The organism is uncultured Mucilaginibacter sp. (genome assembly GCF_937859865.1).
Lineage (GTDB): Bacteria > Bacteroidota > Bacteroidia > Sphingobacteriales > Sphingobacteriaceae > Mucilaginibacter_A.
Window position 1 is genome coordinate 1 of the sequence record NZ_CALMAT010000105.1, and the last position, 17012, is coordinate 17012.

General features: G+C 39.9%; 18 protein-coding genes and 1 rRNA gene. 11 read left to right on the top strand and 8 right to left on the bottom strand.

All coding sequences use genetic code 11. From position 1 onward, the window contains the following. The coding region (locus tag Q0192_RS10900; RefSeq protein ID WP_299289513.1) for a DUF5117 domain-containing protein at positions 1-991 on the bottom strand (991 nt) is incomplete at its 3' end. Positions 992-1364: 373 nt separating this feature from the next. On the opposite strand from Q0192_RS10900, the gene Q0192_RS10905 reads away from it, so the two are divergent. From Q0192_RS10905 to Q0192_RS10925, 5 genes are all read left to right on the top strand, one after another. Further along, positions 1365-2441 carry a M20 family metallo-hydrolase gene (locus Q0192_RS10905; RefSeq protein ID WP_299289528.1) on the top strand — a complete coding sequence of 359 codons (1077 nt, stop codon included), beginning with the start codon at positions 1365-1367 and terminating at the stop codon, positions 2439-2441. Positions 2442-2677: 236 nt separating this feature from the next. Then, entirely contained in the window at positions 2678-4009 is a 1332-nt protein-coding gene (gene argH, locus Q0192_RS10910) for an argininosuccinate lyase (RefSeq protein WP_299289514.1), read from the top strand. Between the two features lies 1 nt (position 4010). Next, on the top strand, positions 4011-4208 hold the full coding sequence (locus Q0192_RS10915; protein ID WP_299289515.1) for a YwbE family protein: 198 nt from the start codon (positions 4011-4013) through the stop codon (positions 4206-4208). A gap of 59 nt (positions 4209-4267) precedes the next feature. Then, positions 4268-4579, top strand: a complete 312-nt coding sequence (locus tag Q0192_RS10920; RefSeq protein WP_299289516.1) for a type II toxin-antitoxin system HigB family toxin — start codon at positions 4268-4270, stop codon at positions 4577-4579. A 27-nt stretch (positions 4580-4606) separates the two neighbouring features. Next, entirely contained in the window at positions 4607-4975 is a 369-nt protein-coding gene (locus Q0192_RS10925) for a helix-turn-helix domain-containing protein (RefSeq protein ID WP_299289517.1), read from the top strand. Between the two features lie 83 nt (positions 4976-5058). Here Q0192_RS10925 and Q0192_RS10930 read toward each other — a convergent pair whose 3' ends face one another. Next, positions 5059-5256 carry a cold-shock protein gene (locus Q0192_RS10930; RefSeq protein ID WP_174290567.1) on the bottom strand — a complete coding sequence of 66 codons (198 nt, stop codon included), beginning with the start codon at positions 5254-5256 and terminating at the stop codon, positions 5059-5061. 55 nt (positions 5257-5311) lie between these two features. Beyond that, positions 5312-5839 carry a DUF2911 domain-containing protein gene (locus Q0192_RS10935; protein ID WP_299289518.1) on the bottom strand — a complete coding sequence of 176 codons (528 nt, stop codon included), beginning with the start codon at positions 5837-5839 and terminating at the stop codon, positions 5312-5314. 278 nt (positions 5840-6117) lie between these two features. On the opposite strand from Q0192_RS10935, the gene Q0192_RS10940 reads away from it, so the two are divergent. From Q0192_RS10940 to Q0192_RS10960, 5 genes are all read left to right on the top strand, one after another. Then, a complete protein-coding gene (locus Q0192_RS10940) occupies positions 6118-6882 on the top strand; it encodes an ABC transporter ATP-binding protein (protein ID WP_299289519.1) in 765 nt (254 codons plus the stop codon). A gap of 207 nt (positions 6883-7089) precedes the next feature. Continuing rightward, positions 7090-8193 (top strand): ABC transporter permease, encoded by a 1104-nt coding sequence (locus Q0192_RS10945; protein ID WP_299289520.1) that lies wholly within the window; start codon positions 7090-7092, stop codon positions 8191-8193. 189 nt (positions 8194-8382) lie between these two features. After that, positions 8383-9678, top strand: a complete 1296-nt coding sequence (eno, locus tag Q0192_RS10950; protein ID WP_299289521.1) for a phosphopyruvate hydratase — start codon at positions 8383-8385, stop codon at positions 9676-9678. A gap of 198 nt (positions 9679-9876) precedes the next feature. Next, on the top strand, positions 9877-11145 hold the full coding sequence (locus tag Q0192_RS10955; protein ID WP_299289522.1) for a DEAD/DEAH box helicase: 1269 nt from the start codon (positions 9877-9879) through the stop codon (positions 11143-11145). A 176-nt stretch (positions 11146-11321) separates the two neighbouring features. Next, a complete protein-coding gene (locus tag Q0192_RS10960; RefSeq protein ID WP_299289523.1) occupies positions 11322-11663 on the top strand; it encodes a septum formation initiator family protein in 342 nt (113 codons plus the stop codon). 9 nt (positions 11664-11672) lie between these two features. Here the strand turns inward: Q0192_RS10960 and Q0192_RS18800 are convergent, their stop codons facing one another. The 4 genes from Q0192_RS18800 to fabG form a co-directional block, all read right to left on the bottom strand. After that, positions 11673-11795: a DUF2683 family protein gene (locus Q0192_RS18800; protein WP_366518179.1), complete on the bottom strand. Its 123-nt coding sequence runs from the start codon at positions 11793-11795 to the stop codon at positions 11673-11675. After that, positions 11782-13878 carry a hypothetical protein gene (locus Q0192_RS10965; RefSeq protein ID WP_299289524.1) on the bottom strand — a complete coding sequence of 699 codons (2097 nt, stop codon included), beginning with the start codon at positions 13876-13878 and terminating at the stop codon, positions 11782-11784. The genes Q0192_RS18800 and Q0192_RS10965 overlap by 14 nt, the downstream gene beginning before the upstream one ends. A gap of 101 nt (positions 13879-13979) precedes the next feature. Then, positions 13980-14156 (bottom strand): DUF3253 domain-containing protein, encoded by a 177-nt coding sequence (locus Q0192_RS10970; protein WP_299289525.1) that lies wholly within the window; start codon positions 14154-14156, stop codon positions 13980-13982. 33 nt (positions 14157-14189) lie between these two features. Continuing rightward, on the bottom strand, positions 14190-14933 hold the full coding sequence (fabG, locus tag Q0192_RS10975) for a 3-oxoacyl-[acyl-carrier-protein] reductase (protein ID WP_299289526.1): 744 nt from the start codon (positions 14931-14933) through the stop codon (positions 14190-14192). A gap of 226 nt (positions 14934-15159) precedes the next feature. Here fabG and Q0192_RS10980 point away from each other — a divergent pair, with 226 nt between their 5' ends. Beyond that, positions 15160-16533 (top strand): exonuclease domain-containing protein, encoded by a 1374-nt coding sequence (locus tag Q0192_RS10980; protein ID WP_299289527.1) that lies wholly within the window; start codon positions 15160-15162, stop codon positions 16531-16533. 202 nt (positions 16534-16735) lie between these two features. Here Q0192_RS10980 and rrf read toward each other — a convergent pair. Then, positions 16736-16847 (bottom strand): 5S ribosomal RNA (rrf, locus tag Q0192_RS10985). Positions 16848-17012: the final 165 nt, after the last annotated feature.

Below are 17012 nucleotides of genomic sequence, written 5' to 3' on the forward strand. Positions count from 1 at the left end.
GCGCACCACGGTCAATGTAATACACAATTGGTTCAACTGCTTCGCTCATGGCCGCATTGGGGTTTTTCTTTTCCAAACGATGGCGCGCCGTAAATCTTTTGATGATTGGTTCTGACATTAGTGCCGAAAAATCATAATAACTAAAAGCGTTAAAACCAGAACGCGGATCAAACTTGCGCGGCTTAAAATTACCATCCGGCAATTCCACAAAAGCCTGGTGCATCCGAACGGTTACGGCAGAAGGATCGGCAGCAATACCGCCGCCACGGCCAAAACTGGCAGCACGGCCACTACCACCGGTAAAAGTGAGCAAAGCCTCAAATTCTGTGTTTTTAGGGAAGTTTTTGGTATTATCCGTAAAAACAGCAGACCGGCTTTCATCCAAACGATAACCACCAGCAGCAGAACCACCGGCAATGCCACGGTTTGCACCACGGGAAGCAGCAGCACCAGGATTGCCGCCAGCAGTCCCTAAAACATCACCAATCCGTTGACTGTCACGGATGATAAAAGGTGTCAGGTCAATCAGCACTTTTCCACCTTCGGCAGCAACCGGCGCAAAACCGAAGATAACAGATTTGGCAAAGGAGTTTTCGACTGCTTTCTTTTCATCCGCATTTCCATTGACCGAACGATAATTGGTAACCGGCTGAACCAGAAAGACTTTCGGCCCAACTTTTATAAAACGGGTAATCACGGAAGAAGCTTGTCCGCGTTCCGGCCCACCGTTTCCAACACCATCAACCAGGGAACTGAAATACAAAAAATCTTTGTCAAAATTGCTGATTTCGAGATAAACCTTTCCGCTTTTTTCATCGTAATAAAAGGTATAGAAACCATCAAATTTTTTGAGGTTTTGGGTGATGGAAGCAATTGTTGCAGCAGGCTTGGTATCAGTTCGTTGGTTTTGCGTTTGCGGAATTTGATTTTGGGCAACAGCCAAACTACCAACACCAAATACAGCAGCAGTTAGGGGTAAAAAATATTTCATAATTGATTATGGATAGATTTAAAGTTTGATGATTTTATATCGGTAAAAACAGCATTGTGCTGATATTTTAATTCAGCTTGATTTAAAAACTCAAAAAAACCGAACGATTAAAAATTTAAAAATCGTTAACTTTTGAAAAATACAATTAATTGTAAAGAGAAAGATCAGATTTTGAAGTTTTTACTTAAATTGTTACAGATATTACTTTTAAAACTTATAATTTGAAAAGGTAAAAATTGATGGTGCTTCTTTTACCTATATAAAATTGAAATTGTCAACGGCTTAAAATTGATTTCATTTTAAATCCACGCCTCCCTTCTTCTTAAACAAAACACTATTTTTGCGCGACTGGATTTTAGTTTTGCCCGAACAAATGTTGACCACCGATATTCTATTTCATCAAGCCGTACAACTTTTACAACAATTAATTGCCACGCCTTCGTTCAGCAAAGAGGAACATAAAACTGCCGAAATTATCAATCGTTTTTTGGTGCAATATGATGTAAAAACACACCGGAAACTGAACAACATTTGGGCTTGGAACCAGCATTTTGATCCTGCAAAACCAACTATTTTATTGAATTCGCACCACGATACGGTTAAGCCAAATTCCGGCTACACACGTGATCCTTTCGACGCTAAAACAGAAGATGGAAAATTGTTTGGTTTGGGCAGCAATGATGCAGGCGGCTGTTTGGTTTCGCTGATTGCTGTTTTTATCCACTATTTTTCGCAAGAAAATTTAAAATATAATCTTTGTTTGGCAACCACCGCCGAAGAAGAAATCTCGGGCAATAACGGGTTGGAACTGATTGTGCCCGAATTGGGGAAATTAGATTTTGGTATTGTTGGCGAACCCACACAAATGCAATTGGCCATTGCCGAACGTGGTCTGATGGTTTTGGATTGCACCAGTTTCGGACGTGCCGGACACGCGGCTCGCGAGGAAGGCGACAATGCCATTTACAAAGCCATGAAGGATATCGAATGGTTCCGCACGTACCGTTTTCCAAAAGAATCGGAAGTTTTTGGGCCGATTAAAATGTCGGTTACCATCATCAACGCTGGTTCTCAGCACAATGTGGTCCCGGCAACTTGTACGTTTACGGTTGATGTGCGCGTTACCGATGCTTACCGTAACGAAGAAGTTTTAAAAATGATCCGTGAACAGGTGGATTGCGAAGTGAAACCGCGTTCTATCCGCTTAAAACCTTCATCCATCCCAAAAGAACATGCTTTTGTTCAGGCCGGAATCGCTTTAGGCCGAACCACTTACGGCTCGCCTACCACTTCCGATCAATCGCTGCTGGATATTCCTTCCATTAAATTAGGCCCGGGCGATTCCGGCCGTTCGCATATGGCCGACGAATTTATCTATGTAGATGAAATCAAAGAAGGCATTGAATTGTACATACAAATGCTGGACCGATTGGTAAGATCAAAAAGTTGATGGTTCATGATTTATAGTTCATGGATCATACATAAAAATGACCGATAAAAACAGTATCAACACAAATAGGTAAAAAGTTGATGGTTTATTGTTCATGGATCATACATAAAAATACCCGATAAAAACAGTATCAATACAAATAGGTAAAAAGTTAATGGTTGATGGTTCATAAATCATACATAAAATTACCATATAAAAACAGCATAGGTGATTTAACATTCGCAACAAAATAAAAAATGAAAATCTGGCAAAAAACCACCAACGTAAACGAATTGGTCGAAAGTTTTACCGTTGGCCGCGACCGCGAATTTGACCTGCAACTGGCCGCTTTTGACGTGCTTGGCTCGTTGGCGCACACCCAAATGCTGGAAAGTATTGGCTTGATGAGTACTGAGGATTTGCAATTGGTTCAGCAGGAATTAAAAAAGATTTATCAGGAAATCGAAGCCGGAAGCTTTACCATTCAGCCCGAAGTGGAAGATGTGCACTCGCAGATTGAATGGCTTTTAACGCAACGCATTGGCGAGGCCGGAAAGAAAATCCACAGTGGCCGCTCTCGTAACGATCAGGTTTTGGTGGATTTGAAACTGTTTTTCCGCCATGAAATCCGGGAAATTGTATCGCTGGTAAAAACGTTGTTTGATTTGCTGATCAAATTGAGCAACCAATATAAAGATGTGCTTTTGCCTGGCTACACGCATTTGCAAATTGCGATGCCTTCCTCTTTTGGTTTGTGGTTTGGCGCGTATGCCGAAAGTTTGGTAGATGATCTGGAAATGGTTCTGGCTTCTTACAAAGTCGCCAACAAAAATCCGTTGGGCGCGGCGGCCGGTTATGGTTCATCTTTCCCTTTAAACCGAACTTTGACAACCAAATTATTGGGTTTTGAAAGTTTAAACTACAACGTGGTTTATGCTTTGATGGGAAGAGGAAAAACGGAACGCATTGTGGCGCAAGGTTTATCTGCTGTTGCCGCAACATTGGCCAAAATGGCGGTGGACCAAACTTTATATTTAAGCCAGAATTTTTCTTTTGTAAGTTATCCCGATCAATTAACAACCGGTTCCAGCATTATGCCGCACAAAAAAAACCCGGACGTTTGGGAAATCATGCGCGGCAAATGTAACCGCATCCAGGCTTTGCCAAACGATATTGCTTTAATGACTACGAACTTGCCTTCCGGCTATCATCGTGATTTGCAATTGTTGAAAGAAACATTGTTCCCGGCGTTTATTGATTTAAAAGATTGTTTGCAAATGGCTGCTTTTATGCTTGAAAATATATCGGTAAAAGAAGCAATCCTGGAAGATGAACGTTATCAATACCTATTCAGCGTAGAAGAAACCAACCGTCGCGTTTTAAGCGGCGTGCCTTTCCGCGAAGCATACCAGCAAATTGGGGCCGAAATTGAAAATGCTTCTTTTAGCCCTATAAAAACGGTGAACCACACGCATGAAGGCAGCATTGGCAACTTGTGCAATGAAGAAATAACGGAATGTATGCAGGATGTATTGAAGCTTTTCCATTTTGAGAAAATTGATGCAGCCATCGAAAAATTGTTAAGTTAACATGAACGGACAAAACCGAAGCGATATTTATCCGGGGCTGGAAGTAGATATCATCTTAAAAAAAGATCAGCGAAGCGGCAAAAGAACGCGAGGAATTGTGAAAGATTTACTGACAAGTTCGACTTTTCATTCTAAAGGAATTAAAGTTCGGTTGGAAGACGGGCAAGTTGGAAGGGTGATTGAGATTGTGGAGAAGTAAGTTAGAATTTGTTTTCAATATGAAAACTTTTAACTAGCTTTACTTTATAACAATAAGTTGTGAACATAATTACCAAAAGAACTGTAATTTATTATACAGAACAATATCCTTTAGCGAAAACGGCTTTATTATATTGGCTAAAGGATTTTGGAACCAGAAGATTTAATACTTTTAACAAATTAAAAGAAGTATTTGGTAATGCAAGTATTATAGCTAATCATAGGGTTATTTTTAATATAAAAGGAAATGATTTTAGATTAGTTACCACTATAAACTTTAAAGCACAGGCTGCTTACATTATTTGGTTTGGCACTCATAAAGAATATGATCGAATTGATGCTGCAACTATAAAGTACATTGATGTCCGATAAAAAAACCAATAACTAATTAAGAAGTATATGAACGATTGGAAAGTAATCAAAAGTGAAACGGAGTATCAAAAAGCTCTTGAACGTACAATTAGCATATTTCATGCTGAACCTGGTTCGCCTGAGTTTGAAGAATTAGAGCTTTTATTGGTTTTGGTTAAAGATTATGAAGATAAAAATATTGTTATTCCAGAATTAGACCCAATTGAAGTGATCAAGCTAAAGATGGAAGAAAAAGGCTTAAAAGCTAAAGATTTGGAGGCAATTATCGGAAGCAAAGGCCATGTTTCGCTTGTACTTTCCGGTAAAAGAGAACTTACACTTAAAATGGCAAAAGCGCTTCATAAATTTTTAGACATTCCTTCGGAGATATTTTTATCAGAATCAGCGGTAGTTTAATCCAATTTTCTACCTCATAAAAAAAGCTGCTTCCTAATCGGAAGCAGCTTTTTTTCAACGATTAATGAATTTTATATCTTGGGTTAGATAACTTGTACATTTACCGCGTTCAGGCCTTTTTTGCCACGCTCAACATCGTATTTCACTTTGTCGTTTTCACGGATCTGATCAATTAAACCAGATGAGTGAACGAATACATCTTCTTCTCCTGAATTTTCTGGGATGATGAATCCGAATCCTTTTGTTTCGTTAAAAAATTTAACTGTACCTTCTTTTTGCATTGTAATTTTTATTTATAATTCTGCTAAGGTAGGTATTAAATTTGGTATCTGCTATTTATTTAACAGTAAAGTTTACCATGTAATCTCCCCAAAGCATGGATACTTTACCGTCTTTGGCAACAGTGTAAGTTACTTTTTCGGCAAATGATGGCGCTTTTGCACCTTTAACATCCACTTTTAAAGCATCTTCGGCTTTGTTTTTTTCGTAATCAAACGCGCCCCAGGTTTTCCAAGTTTTGTTAAAAATCAAGGTCCAAACGTTACCATTTTTAATGGTAAAAAAAGCATATTTACCAGCAGGCAGCGTTTTTCCATCTACTTTAACCGCTTTATCCACCACAAAACTGGTAGCTTCATTGGCTCCGGTGCGCCAAACTTTTCCTTCCATCGGCTCCAAATCTTTGCCAATGGTACGGCCTTTTACAGAAGGACGGCTGTAGTCAATCTCCACTGTTGCGCCACTGCTTATCGTAGTTTTAACGGTATCAGGCAAACTTGGGCGCGGTTTGTTTTTATCTTGCGCATTGGCAGAATAAGTGGTAAATAAAACTCCTGTGATCAGGCTTAGCAATAATTTTTTCATAATGGTTTTTTTTGTTGAAACGAAGATGCAGAAAATTTATGGAAGCTAAAATTAAGAGCCTGTTTAAATTTTATTCAATTTATTTTCTGTGCTTCTTTTATCATATAAAAATCGGTAAGCATTTCATTTTGGTTTATTTGAATGGATACAAACACCAATTTTTATACGATAAAAGAAGCATTAACATTTCTTGCTTTTGTTGATATTTTTACCATCGTTACAAAAACGGCGAATAGAAAATTTTGCTTACTTTTCAGGTTGTTATTTCAAATTGATAAATGAATTTAAAACCGATCATCACTGTAAAAAACTTGGTTAAAAAGTACGGCAGTTTTACCGCTGTTGACCAGATTAGTTTTGAAGTTTTTGAAGGAGAAATTTTTGGTTTGCTCGGCCCGAACGGTGCAGGAAAAACCACAACATTAGAAATCCTGGAAACGCTGCGCGATAAAACCTCAGGAGAAGTTATGGTAGATGGTTTTTCGGTAGACCGAGACCCAGGCAGCATCAAAAAACGCATTGGCGTGCAACTACAAGCCGCCGGTTATTATCCAAACTTAAACCTCACAGAACTCATCGAACTTTTTTCGGGTTTGTATGGCATCAAAGTTAGCCCGCTGGAAATGCTGGGCAAAGTTTCTTTGGTGGATAAAGCCAAAGCACGCTACAAAGAACTTTCGGGCGGACAAAAACAGCGTTTTTCCATCGCCACAACACTTATCAATAATCCGCGGATTGTTTTTTTGGACGAGCCAACCACCGGTTTAGACCCGCAAGCGCGTCGCAATTTGTGGGATTTGATCCGCAACATCCGCAATGCCGGAACTACGGTTGTCATCACCACACATTATATGGATGAAGCGGAAGTGCTGTGCGACCGGGTAGCGTTTGTAGATGCTGGAAAAGTGATTGGCATCAACTCGCCCGACCATTTTATTGATAAACTGGTTGCATCCGGTTTTGAACGCGAAAAACAAGTTAAAAGCGCCAACCTGGAAGACGTTTTCATTCATTTAACCGGAAAAGATTTGCGGGAAATGTAGGAAAAGCTGAAAGCTATCAGCCGTTAGCTATCAGCAAAAACCTTGCTTATTAAAATTAAAAATAAACTATTTATTCAGGCTGATAGTTGAAGGCCGAAAGCAGTCAGCTTTCAGCCATCAGCTTAATTGCTAAACCGATAACGCTAATTATAAAACTATTTATTGAAGCTGAAAGCTGATTGCTGAAAGCCGATAGCTAAACAAGAAATGAACCAACCCTTACCTTACAGCAACTTTAAAGCCACGCTGGCGATGGCAAAAGCCAGTTTCCGTTCTATTTTGCGCAGCCCGTCTTCTGTTGTTTTCACGCTGGCCTTTCCTTTGGTTTTTATCCTGGTTTTTGGTTTTATCGGTGGCGGCGGAATTACCATTGACGTTGGCGTTGCAAAAAACAACAATCCGCAAAATCCTATTTATCAGGCATTAAAAAAGATAAAAGCCATCCAGTTGGTAGAAACCGAAACGCCGGAAGAAATGAAATCCGAACTTGAAAAAGGTCGTTTGGACGGTATCGTTTCCGTCCAAAATAATCCCGAGAAACTTCCTGCCTACACCGTAAATGTGCAATACACTAAAGCATCTTTAGAAAAAGGGAACATCTTAAAATCGCTGCTGAACAACGTTTTTTACCAGATCAATTTACATGCGCCAAATTCCCCTCCGCCTTTGGCCGAGCTGAGGGAAGTTACGGTGGAAGGCCGTATTTATAAAACCATTGATTTTATTTTGCCTGGCCAATTGGGCTTTTCTTTGTTAAGCACCGGCGTTTTTGGTACGGCTTTCGTTTTTTTAAGTTTGCGCCTTACGTTGGTTATCAAACGTTTCTTTGCCACGCCCGTCCAACGTTACAGTATTGTTTTGGGCGAAGCTTTGGCACGGATTACTTTTGCCTTGATCGGCGCATTGATCATCATCCTGATCGGGCATTTTGCTTTTGGTTTTACGCTGATCCACGGTTTTATAACCGTAGTTAATATGCTGATTCTGGCCGCTATCGGTATCATCGTTTTTATGGGATTTGGCTTTATCATTTCCGGGATCGCCAAAAATGAAAGTTCTGTGCCGCCGATTGCCAACATTGTTACGTTGCCACAGTTCCTGCTTTCCGGTACTTTTTTTTCGATCAGCGCATTTCCAAATCGGCTGCAACCCATCAGTAAAGCATTGCCATTGACTTATCTGAACGATGCCATGCGCAAAGTTGCTTTTGAAGGTGCCGGTTTAACCGATGTTGGCCATCAATTACTAATCCTTGCCATTTGGGGAATTGCCGTTTACGCCGTTGCGGTTAAAACTTTTAAATGGGAATGAGGTCGAGAGCGATGAGGCAAGAGTGGTGAGCGGGAAGCATGGCGATGAACTATTACCCATGAACCAATAACTTTCTGTTAAAATGCTTCTTTTACCATATAAATCTTTGCAAGTTGTATATTTGGCTGCGTAAGCACAAGCGTGTAAACTTAACACTAAGGTAAATTATCCAATTGAAATTTTTTGATTATGAGCTTAATAATTGATGTTCATGCCCGCCAGATCCTGGATTCGCGCGGCAACCCTACTATTGAAGTAGATGTTTTAACCGAAAACGGTGCAATGGGGCGGGCTGCCGTGCCTTCCGGTGCTTCAACTGGTGCCCACGAAGCTGTTGAGCTGCGCGATAACGACAAAACCAAATACATGGGCAAAGGCGTTTTAAAAGCCGTGGCCAACGTTAATGATAAGTTGGCCGATGAACTAAAAGGCATGGACGTTTTTGAACAAAACGCAATTGATCAATTCATGATCGAATTAGACGGAACGGAAAATAAAGGAAACCTCGGAGCAAACGCTATTCTGGGCGTTTCTTTAGCGGTTGCTAAAGCTGCTGCGCAGGAAAGCCGCCAACCTTTATACCGCTATATTGGTGGTGTAAATGCAAACACATTGCCCATCCCAATGATGAATATCGTTAATGGCGGTTCTCACTCCGATGCGCCTATCGCGTTCCAGGAATTTATGATTATGCCTGTTGGTGCGCCTTCTTTTTCAGAAGCGCTGAGATGGGGATCGGAAGTTTTCCACAACCTGAAAAAAATATTGCACGACCGTGGACTATCAACCGCAGTTGGTGATGAAGGTGGTTTTGCTCCAACATTCGAAGGCACAGAAGATGGTGTAGAAACCATTTTAAAAGCAATAGAAAAAGCAGGTTACAAACCAGGCGAAGAGATTTTCTTAGCATTTGACTGTGCCGCTTCCGAATTTTATGTAGATGGCAAATACGATTATACCAAGTTTGAAGGCGAAAAAGGAGCCATCCGTACCAGCGCAGAGCAGGTAGAATACCTGGCGCAATTAGCCGAAAAATATCCGGTTATTTCTATTGAAGACGGTATGTCTGAAGATGATTGGGACGGATGGAAACTGTTAACCGAAAGATTAGGCGCTAAAGTACAATTAGTAGGCGACGACTTGTTTGTTACCAATGTAACCCGTTTACAAAAAGGTATTGATCTGCACGTTGGTAATTCAATTTTGGTAAAAGTAAACCAAATTGGTACTTTAACCGAAACCATCAATGCGGTTACTTTAGCACAAACTAATGGTTATACTTCCGTAATGAGCCACCGTTCCGGCGAAACTGAAGATGCTACGATTGCTGATTTGGCGGTTGCTTTAAATTGCGGTCAGATTAAAACCGGTTCTATTTCCCGTTCAGACCGGATTGCAAAATACAACCAACTGCTTCGTATCGAAGAAGAATTAGGAGCAAGTGCAAAATTTATCGGAAAAGATTTTAAGTATCTGAAGAAGTAAAATTTTAACCGATAAAAGAAGTATCTCAAAAGCCAGCCCGAAAAGCTGGCTTTTTTTGTGTCCACGTCCAAATTTCGCAAACCATAAATTAACCGTATCTTTGCCCCTATTATTACCCGCTCTATTACCGGCTTTGATCTTAAGCACATCACCTGACCGCTAATACAGTCGTGTTAGCACATTAAGTAAAACATTTTCATGTTATTCGACGAATTAAATTTAATTGAGCCCATCCTCAAGGCTTTAAAACAAGAAGGTTATACCCAGCCCACACCTATCCAGGAACAATCTATCCCGTTAATTTTAAAGGGAAAAGACCTTTTAGGCTGCGCACAAACCGGAACCGGAAAAACGGCTGCTTTTGCCATTCCGATTTTGCAGCTTTTATATCAGCAAAAACAGCAGCACAAAGAACAAAAAACCATCAAATCGCTGATTTTAACGCCAACACGCGAACTGGCCATCCAAATTGAAGAAAGCTTTAAAGCTTATGGCCGTAATACCGGTTTAAAACATCTGGTTATTTTCGGCGGCGTTTCTCAGAATCCACAAACCGAAGCTTTGCAACGCGGCGTTGATATTTTAGTGGCCACGCCCGGACGTTTGCTCGATTTAATGAACCAGCGTTTCGTCAACCTGCAACATATCCAGATTTTGGTTTTGGATGAAGCCGACCGGATGCTGGACATGGGTTTTGTAAACGACGTTAAAAAAGTCATCGCAAAATTGCCTACTAAACGGCAAACTTTGTTTTTCTCGGCCACCATGCCGTCAGAAATTAAAGAACTGGCCGATACCATTTTGAACAAACCGGAAAGAGTTGAAGTTACGCCTGTTTCTTCCACCGCCGATACCATTGAACAAGCTGTTTTCATGGTCGAAAAAAGTGATAAGCGGGATTTATTGCTGCATGTTTTAAAAGATAAGTCCATTCAAACCGCTTTGGTTTTTACCCGAACAAAACACGGTGCCGATAAAGTAGTGAAAGACCTTCTCCGCGCAAATATTACGGCAGAAGCGATCCACGGAAACAAATCGCAAAACGCAAGGCAACGCGCTTTAAGCAATTTTAAAGCCCGGACTACACGTATTTTGGTTGCCACCGATATTGCGGCACGCGGAATTGATGTGGACGAATTAACGCACGTGATCAATTACGAGTTGCCAAACATTCCGGAAACTTATGTCCACCGCATTGGCCGAACGGGCCGTGCCGGTTTAAACGGAACCGCTTTTTCTTTTTGCGATGCCGAAGAACAGGATTTTTTGAAGGATATTCACAAACTGATTAACAAAACCATTCCCGTTTCCGATCATCCTTATCCGCCGAAACAAGGCAGCATGGCGCAAAAATTTCAACCTAAAACAAATGGTGGAAATAACAACCGCGGGAAAAGAAATTCATCCGGCGATGATTTCAGGGGAAGAAACCACAACAATTCCCGCCGTCCGCGCACAACCAATTAAGCTGATTTTTCGGATGCTTCTTTTATGCACCTAAAATTGGTGTCCGCTCTTGATAAAAATTCAATTACATAAGCAGGTTTTGTTCCGTCAATTTTTAAAACGGTAACAAAACCTGTTTTTTTTCGTAAGTAAAAATCCTGCGTTTGCATTTAACCAAACTACTTGCTTATCTTTAAATGAAATTTACGCTACTGGTTTTCATGCAACGCCTGCTCGACCTTTTTAAAAATAAATATTTGCTGATCAGCATTGTATTTTTGGTATGGTTGATTTTTTTCGACCGGAACGATTTGCTTTCGCAATACGAATACCGACAGCAACTGAACAAACTGAAAGAAGAACACGCGTTTTACACCAAAGAAACAGCCGACGTGCAAAAACAACTGAACGAACTGACTTCCAACAAAGAAAAATTAGAAAAATTTGCCCGCGAAAAATACCTGATGAAAAAAGCGGACGAAGATATTTTTGTTATCGTTACCGAGAAAAAAGAGAAGAAATCATTTTTTGGGCGATAAAAGAAGTATCTACTGCTCCTTCCATAAATTTTCAACTTTAATGGAAATATACTTTCCTTCCTTAAAGTTTTTCTCTGATTTTTTAATCTTCGCTACAAATTTTGGATTGTAAATAATTTTAGATTTCACCATTTCTTCTCCTTAAAAACCATTCTAAACTTAGCAGCAGCAAAATTAATCCAAAAATCCATTTTTCGTCAATCACTTCGCGGTAATTGTTGTCCTGGTAAACAATCGTTTTGATGTTTTCATTTTTGCGGATCAAAGCTGGCAAACGGTTTAATTGATTCGGAAAAAGCATTTCGCCTCCGTTTTGCTTTGCCAAAGCAAATAAAAGCTGATGGTCGGCAGCACTTTGCGCAGCTTCGGCCACCAAAGCTTTGATCGAAAAATTGCCGCTTGCTTTAAAATTTTCGTTGCCTAATTTAGTTTGCGCTTCAAAAGTGTATTCACCTGCCGACAAACTTCCGGCATTGAGTTGGTAAGATTGATTGTTTCTGGAAAACTGGAAACTATAAGTTTTGCCCGATTTGTTTTTGATCGTGATTGGCACATCAGGCTGGTTAACCAACTCAAACGCTTTGTTGTACAATTCGGCCTGCAAAATGATGTTTTCATCTTCATCAAAAACAGTTTTGGTTGAAGCAACACTAAAACGCTTCTGGTTGTTTTTTACAGAAAGATATTGCACGGCTTGCGATAACAATTCGTCTAAAGCGTGGTGGTTTCCAAATTGCTGAAATTCGTTCAACCGCCAGCGCCACAAACCTTCGCCGGTCAAAATAGCTGTCCGCCGGCCGTTTTCTTCTGCAAAAGCCAGCAACGGATAAGAAGTTGAAACCGTACCAATTTTCTGTTTCAACAACACAGCCGTAGTTGCGCCAAAACTGTAGTTGCCGAAAGGCGCCAGCAACGGTGGAAAGCTGCTGATTTTTGTACGGACAGAATCCGACAAAATAAAGCTGGTAAAAGAAGCATCGGGCGCAGCAAAAACTTCCTGCATGTTCGGGCTTCCGCTGCTGATGCTTACCGCTTTTTGCAAATTGTTCAGTTGTGAAATGTTACTTTCTGCACCCAGCAAATACCAAATCGAAATTTTCAGCCGATCAGCTTGTGTTAATAATGATTGCAAGTTTGCGTGGTTGTTAGGCAATTGTTCCAGGATCAGCAAATTGTAATCGTTTAATTTGCCCACGTCAAAGTCGCCGATCAAACTTGTTTTTACCTCGTAATTCTGGTTGCTTTCCAACGATTGCCTGATCGCGGCAATATCCGGGTGTGGCGCATCGTACAAAATCAAAACTTTTTTGCGGTTGTCGAGCACTTCCACATAAATTGTTTCCAAATTATTGGCGGTAGAAATTTCATCAGCAACAGGCACCAGACTGAATTGAAATTTTTGGATGCCTTTTTTAGCCGCATTTAATTTTATCGGGATTGCCTTTTTAAAATCATTTTCGGCAACGCTAATTTGTTTGCTGGCAACCTGTTTTCCGTCTTCCGTAACGTTAAGCTGTAAATTTTTGCCTTTGGTTTGTCGCGCTTCCACAAAAACTTCGGCCATAAAATCATTCCCCAAAAAAGCAGTTTTATTGTAATCAACATGGTCAATCAAAACATCTTTTTTGGGGATCGTATCGCCCAAAGCAATAGTGTAAATATTGGTTTTTAAGGTTGAAGCCGTATTGAGCGGAGAACTGCCGCGGTTATACAAACCATCAGAAGCCAAAATCACGGCACCTATATTTTGATTGCCAAAACGGTTATTGACAGCTTGAAGCGCACCGGAAATATCCGTTTGCTTACCGTTTAACGAATCAGAAAAACCGTTGGAAAGATTTTTACTGAAGTTAAATTCCTGCACGTCGTAATCATCGCCCAAATTATTTTTAAGCTGATGAAGTTGCCGGATAAAGGCTGCCGGTTGAAAGTTTTTTGCGGGAAATTGATTGATAGAAGAAGAATTATCTTGCAAAACCAAAATCAAAGGTTTTTGCAGATGCTTGCTGACCGATTTGACCAGCGGCGCCAACAACAAAAAAGACAGGATAAAAACAGCAATTGTTCGGATGCCAAACAAAGCATTTCGCCAGTTTTTGCTGCTGTTGGTTGGTTGCCGGTACAACAAAAAGCTGTATAAAAGGCCAAGTGCAAGGCAGCCAATTGTCCACCAGCCAGAAACCGCTCCCCACGAAACCGAAATTAAATACAGCATAATCAGGTTTAAAACGATTATAATTTAGGTTTCAGGGTTGATAATTTTGATACGGATTGGCCCTTTTAAATTTTCGGGTCCCACTTTTTTTCTTTTTTGCGTTACATAACCTGGTTTTTTCCGGCCAAATCAAACGCGGCATCGCGTACGGTTTGCATTTCTTTTCGCCAGTTTTCTCCAAACAATACCCTTGCGACTTCGGACGGACAAATTGTTTTATCCGTTCCGCGCGAAGCAGCCATCGTTAAAATTGTGTTTTTGATAACGTTATCAGACAAAATTTAATGCGGTAAAAGAAGCATTCATAAAATTTAAAGCATTCCGCCATCCACCGGAAAAACCTGGCCAGTAATATAACTGCTCATATCCGAAGCCAGAAAAACGCAAGTATTAGCCACATCTTCGGTTTCGCCTGCGCGTTTTAACGGAATTGCATCGGCCCAGCCTTGCACCACTTTCGGGTCTAAAACTTCCGTCATTTCTGTACGGATAAATCCCGGCGCAACTACATTGGTTCGGATATTCCTCGAACCTAATTCTTTCGCCACTGATTTTGAAAAACCGATAATCCCCGCTTTTGAAGCGGCATAATTTGCCTGTCCGGCATTTCCCTGCACGCCAACTACCGAACTCATGTTGATAAAAACGCCGTTCCGGTTTTTCATCATCACTTTTGAGGCTGCTTTTGTAACGTTAAAAATGGATTTTAAGTTTACATTCATCACCTCGTCCCAGTTTTGTTCCGTCATCCGCATCAGCAAACCATCTTTGGTGATGCCGGCGTTATTAACCACAATATTGAGCGTACCAAAATCAGCAACAATTTGGTTGATCAATTTTTCTGCTTCTGCAAAATTAGAAGCATCCGATTGATAACCTTTTGTTTGCGTACCAAATTTTTGCAGTTCCTGTTCTAAAGCTTGTCCTTTTTCTACCGATGACAAATAAGTGAAAGCAACTTTTGCACCATGCTCGGCAAATTTTTCGGCAATTTTTCGTCCTATTCCTTTAGAAGCACCGGTAACCAGTGCAACTTTTCCTTCTAATAATTTCATTTATAAAAATATGATCCGCTGTGAAGTTAATTATTTTGACCTAAAGCGGAAAAGAGTTTTTTAGTTCGATTGATAATACTTGCATCGCCAATCAATCAAAAACGAATGCTTCTTTTATCGGCATAAAATTGTCATTTGTTGAAAACCTTTCTTTTCATCTTACTAACGAAATTAGTTTAACTATCTTTGTTTTACCGATAAAAAAGGTTCAAGCCGGATTTGATTTATGTATGCAATTGTTGATATTGAAACTACTGGCGGCCATGCCAGCGCGAATGGGATTACCGATATTGCCATTATTTTGCATGATGGTGAAAAGGTTTATCACCGGTTTGAAACGTTGATCAATCCAAACCAACCCATTCCGATTTATATCCAGGCTTTAACCGGTATCAATAATGATATGGTAAAAGAAGCACCAACATTTGCGGAAGTTGCGGCGGAAATTTATGAGTTATTGCATGATAAAATTTTTGTGGCGCATAATGTAAACTTTGATTATTCTTTTGTCCGGCATCATCTTTCGGCCGCTGGTTTTGATTTGCAATGTAAAAAGCTGTGTACGGTTCGTTTGAGTCGGAAAATTATTCCGGGTTATCCATCTTACAGTTTAGGTAAATTGTGTTATCAGTTAGGAATTGATAACGAAAGCCGACATCGTGCCATGGGCGATGCTTTTGCAACTGCCACTTTATTTTCGTTATTGTTGAAGAACGACAAGGAAAATCATTTGCAGACATCATTACTTACAAAATCTAAAGAACAGGTTCTTCCACCACATTTACCTAAAGACGTAGTACAAAAGCTGCCGCAAAATCCCGGCGTTTATTACTTTCACGATCAAAAAGGAAAAGTAATTTACGTTGGCAAAGCAAAAAATATAAAGAAAAGAGTAAACAGCCATTTTACGGGAAACAACCCGAATAAGCAACGACAAAATTTTTTAAGAGAAATTTATAACATTTCCTGGCAAATTTGTGGTACAGAATTGATGGCTTTAATTTTAGAAGCTGCAGAAATAAAAAAACTATGGCCTGCTCATAATCGTGCTTTAAAGCGTTTTGAACATGCCTATGCACTTTACCAGTTTGAAGACCAAAACGGTTATTTGCGTTTAGCCATTGGAAAAAAGAAAAAGTATAATAAACACATTTATACTTTTGGATTGATGCTGGAAGGTTATGAGTTATTACGAAACTTGATGGTGGATTTTAACCTTTGCCCAAAGCTTTGCTTCATGCAGAACAACGAGGAATTTTGTAGTGGAACTATTGATGGTTATTGTTTTGGTGCTTGTGAAGGTAAAGAAACATCAGTCGATTATAATGTAAGAATTATAAAAGCGATAGAACAGCTTCGTATAAAAATGCCTACTTTCCTGATTTATGACGAAGGGCGTGAAGCCGATGAACAAAGCTTGATTTTAATGGAAGAAGGGCAGTTTTACGGAATAGGTTATGTAAAAGAAGCAATTTACGAAACGGATGTTAAAGTATTAAAAGGACTTTTAACACCCATTGCCGGCAATGATTATATTAAAAATTTGATTTTAAAATTTGCTAACCAGAATCCAGAGAAGTTGATTTCCTTAACTTTTTAAATTCTAAAGACCAAATATGATACTGCGATAGATATGTAATTTATAGGGATAAAAGAAGTATGGAAACAAACGACCTAACTATCGGAAACCACGAGATCTGTCATAGAGTTATATTTATATTTATATTTATTCTTTTCTTTCCAGTTTTTTTATAAAACCAAAATGCCCCTTTGCTTAGGCAGAGGGGCATTTTAGTTTTAAGTTTTGGCGCCGACCTACTCTCCCGCCTGTTACGGCAGTACCATTGGCTCTGGCGGGCTTAACTTCTCTGTTCGGAATGGGAAGAGGTGGACACCGCCGATATAGGCACCTGAATGTTTTTAATGTTATTTTCTTTGTAAAAAATAAATAACAATGACATATTATTGAAAGAAGATATTGTGTAGAGAAAACAACAGTATTAATATTTAGTCTTGCGACTATGAATTACCTGCTATGAGAAAGCTTCGGGTTATTAGTACTGCTTGGCTATGATGTCA

Excerpts from the sequence above, each read along its gene's own strand:
- Q0192_RS10965 (WP_299289524.1), bottom strand. The coding sequence starts at position 13,878 with ATGCTGTATTTAATTTCGGTTTCGTGGGGAGCGGTTTCTGGCTGGTGG.
- Q0192_RS10935 (WP_299289518.1), bottom strand. The coding sequence starts at position 5,839 with ATGAAAAAATTATTGCTAAGCCTGATCACAGGAGTTTTATTTACCACT.
- Q0192_RS10930 (WP_174290567.1), bottom strand. The coding sequence starts at position 5,256 with ATGCAAAAAGAAGGTACAGTTAAATTTTTTAACGAAACAAAAGGATTC.
- Q0192_RS10955 (WP_299289522.1), top strand. The coding sequence starts at position 9,877 with ATGTTATTCGACGAATTAAATTTAATTGAGCCCATCCTCAAGGCTTTA.
- Q0192_RS10925 (WP_299289517.1), top strand. The coding sequence starts at position 4,607 with ATGAACGATTGGAAAGTAATCAAAAGTGAAACGGAGTATCAAAAAGCT.
- Q0192_RS10905 (WP_299289528.1), top strand. The coding sequence starts at position 1,365 with ATGTTGACCACCGATATTCTATTTCATCAAGCCGTACAACTTTTACAA.
- Q0192_RS10940 (WP_299289519.1), top strand. The coding sequence starts at position 6,118 with ATGAATTTAAAACCGATCATCACTGTAAAAAACTTGGTTAAAAAGTAC.
- Q0192_RS10960 (WP_299289523.1), top strand. The coding sequence starts at position 11,322 with ATGAAATTTACGCTACTGGTTTTCATGCAACGCCTGCTCGACCTTTTT.
- fabG (WP_299289526.1), bottom strand. The coding sequence starts at position 14,933 with ATGAAATTATTAGAAGGAAAAGTTGCACTGGTTACCGGTGCTTCTAAA.
- Q0192_RS18800 (WP_366518179.1), bottom strand. The coding sequence starts at position 11,795 with ATGGTGAAATCTAAAATTATTTACAATCCAAAATTTGTAGCGAAGATT.
- Q0192_RS10945 (WP_299289520.1), top strand. The coding sequence starts at position 7,090 with ATGAACCAACCCTTACCTTACAGCAACTTTAAAGCCACGCTGGCGATG.
- argH (WP_299289514.1), top strand. The coding sequence starts at position 2,678 with ATGAAAATCTGGCAAAAAACCACCAACGTAAACGAATTGGTCGAAAGT.
- eno (WP_299289521.1), top strand. The coding sequence starts at position 8,383 with ATGAGCTTAATAATTGATGTTCATGCCCGCCAGATCCTGGATTCGCGC.
- Q0192_RS10980 (WP_299289527.1), top strand. The coding sequence starts at position 15,160 with ATGTATGCAATTGTTGATATTGAAACTACTGGCGGCCATGCCAGCGCG.
- Q0192_RS10915 (WP_299289515.1), top strand. The coding sequence starts at position 4,011 with ATGAACGGACAAAACCGAAGCGATATTTATCCGGGGCTGGAAGTAGAT.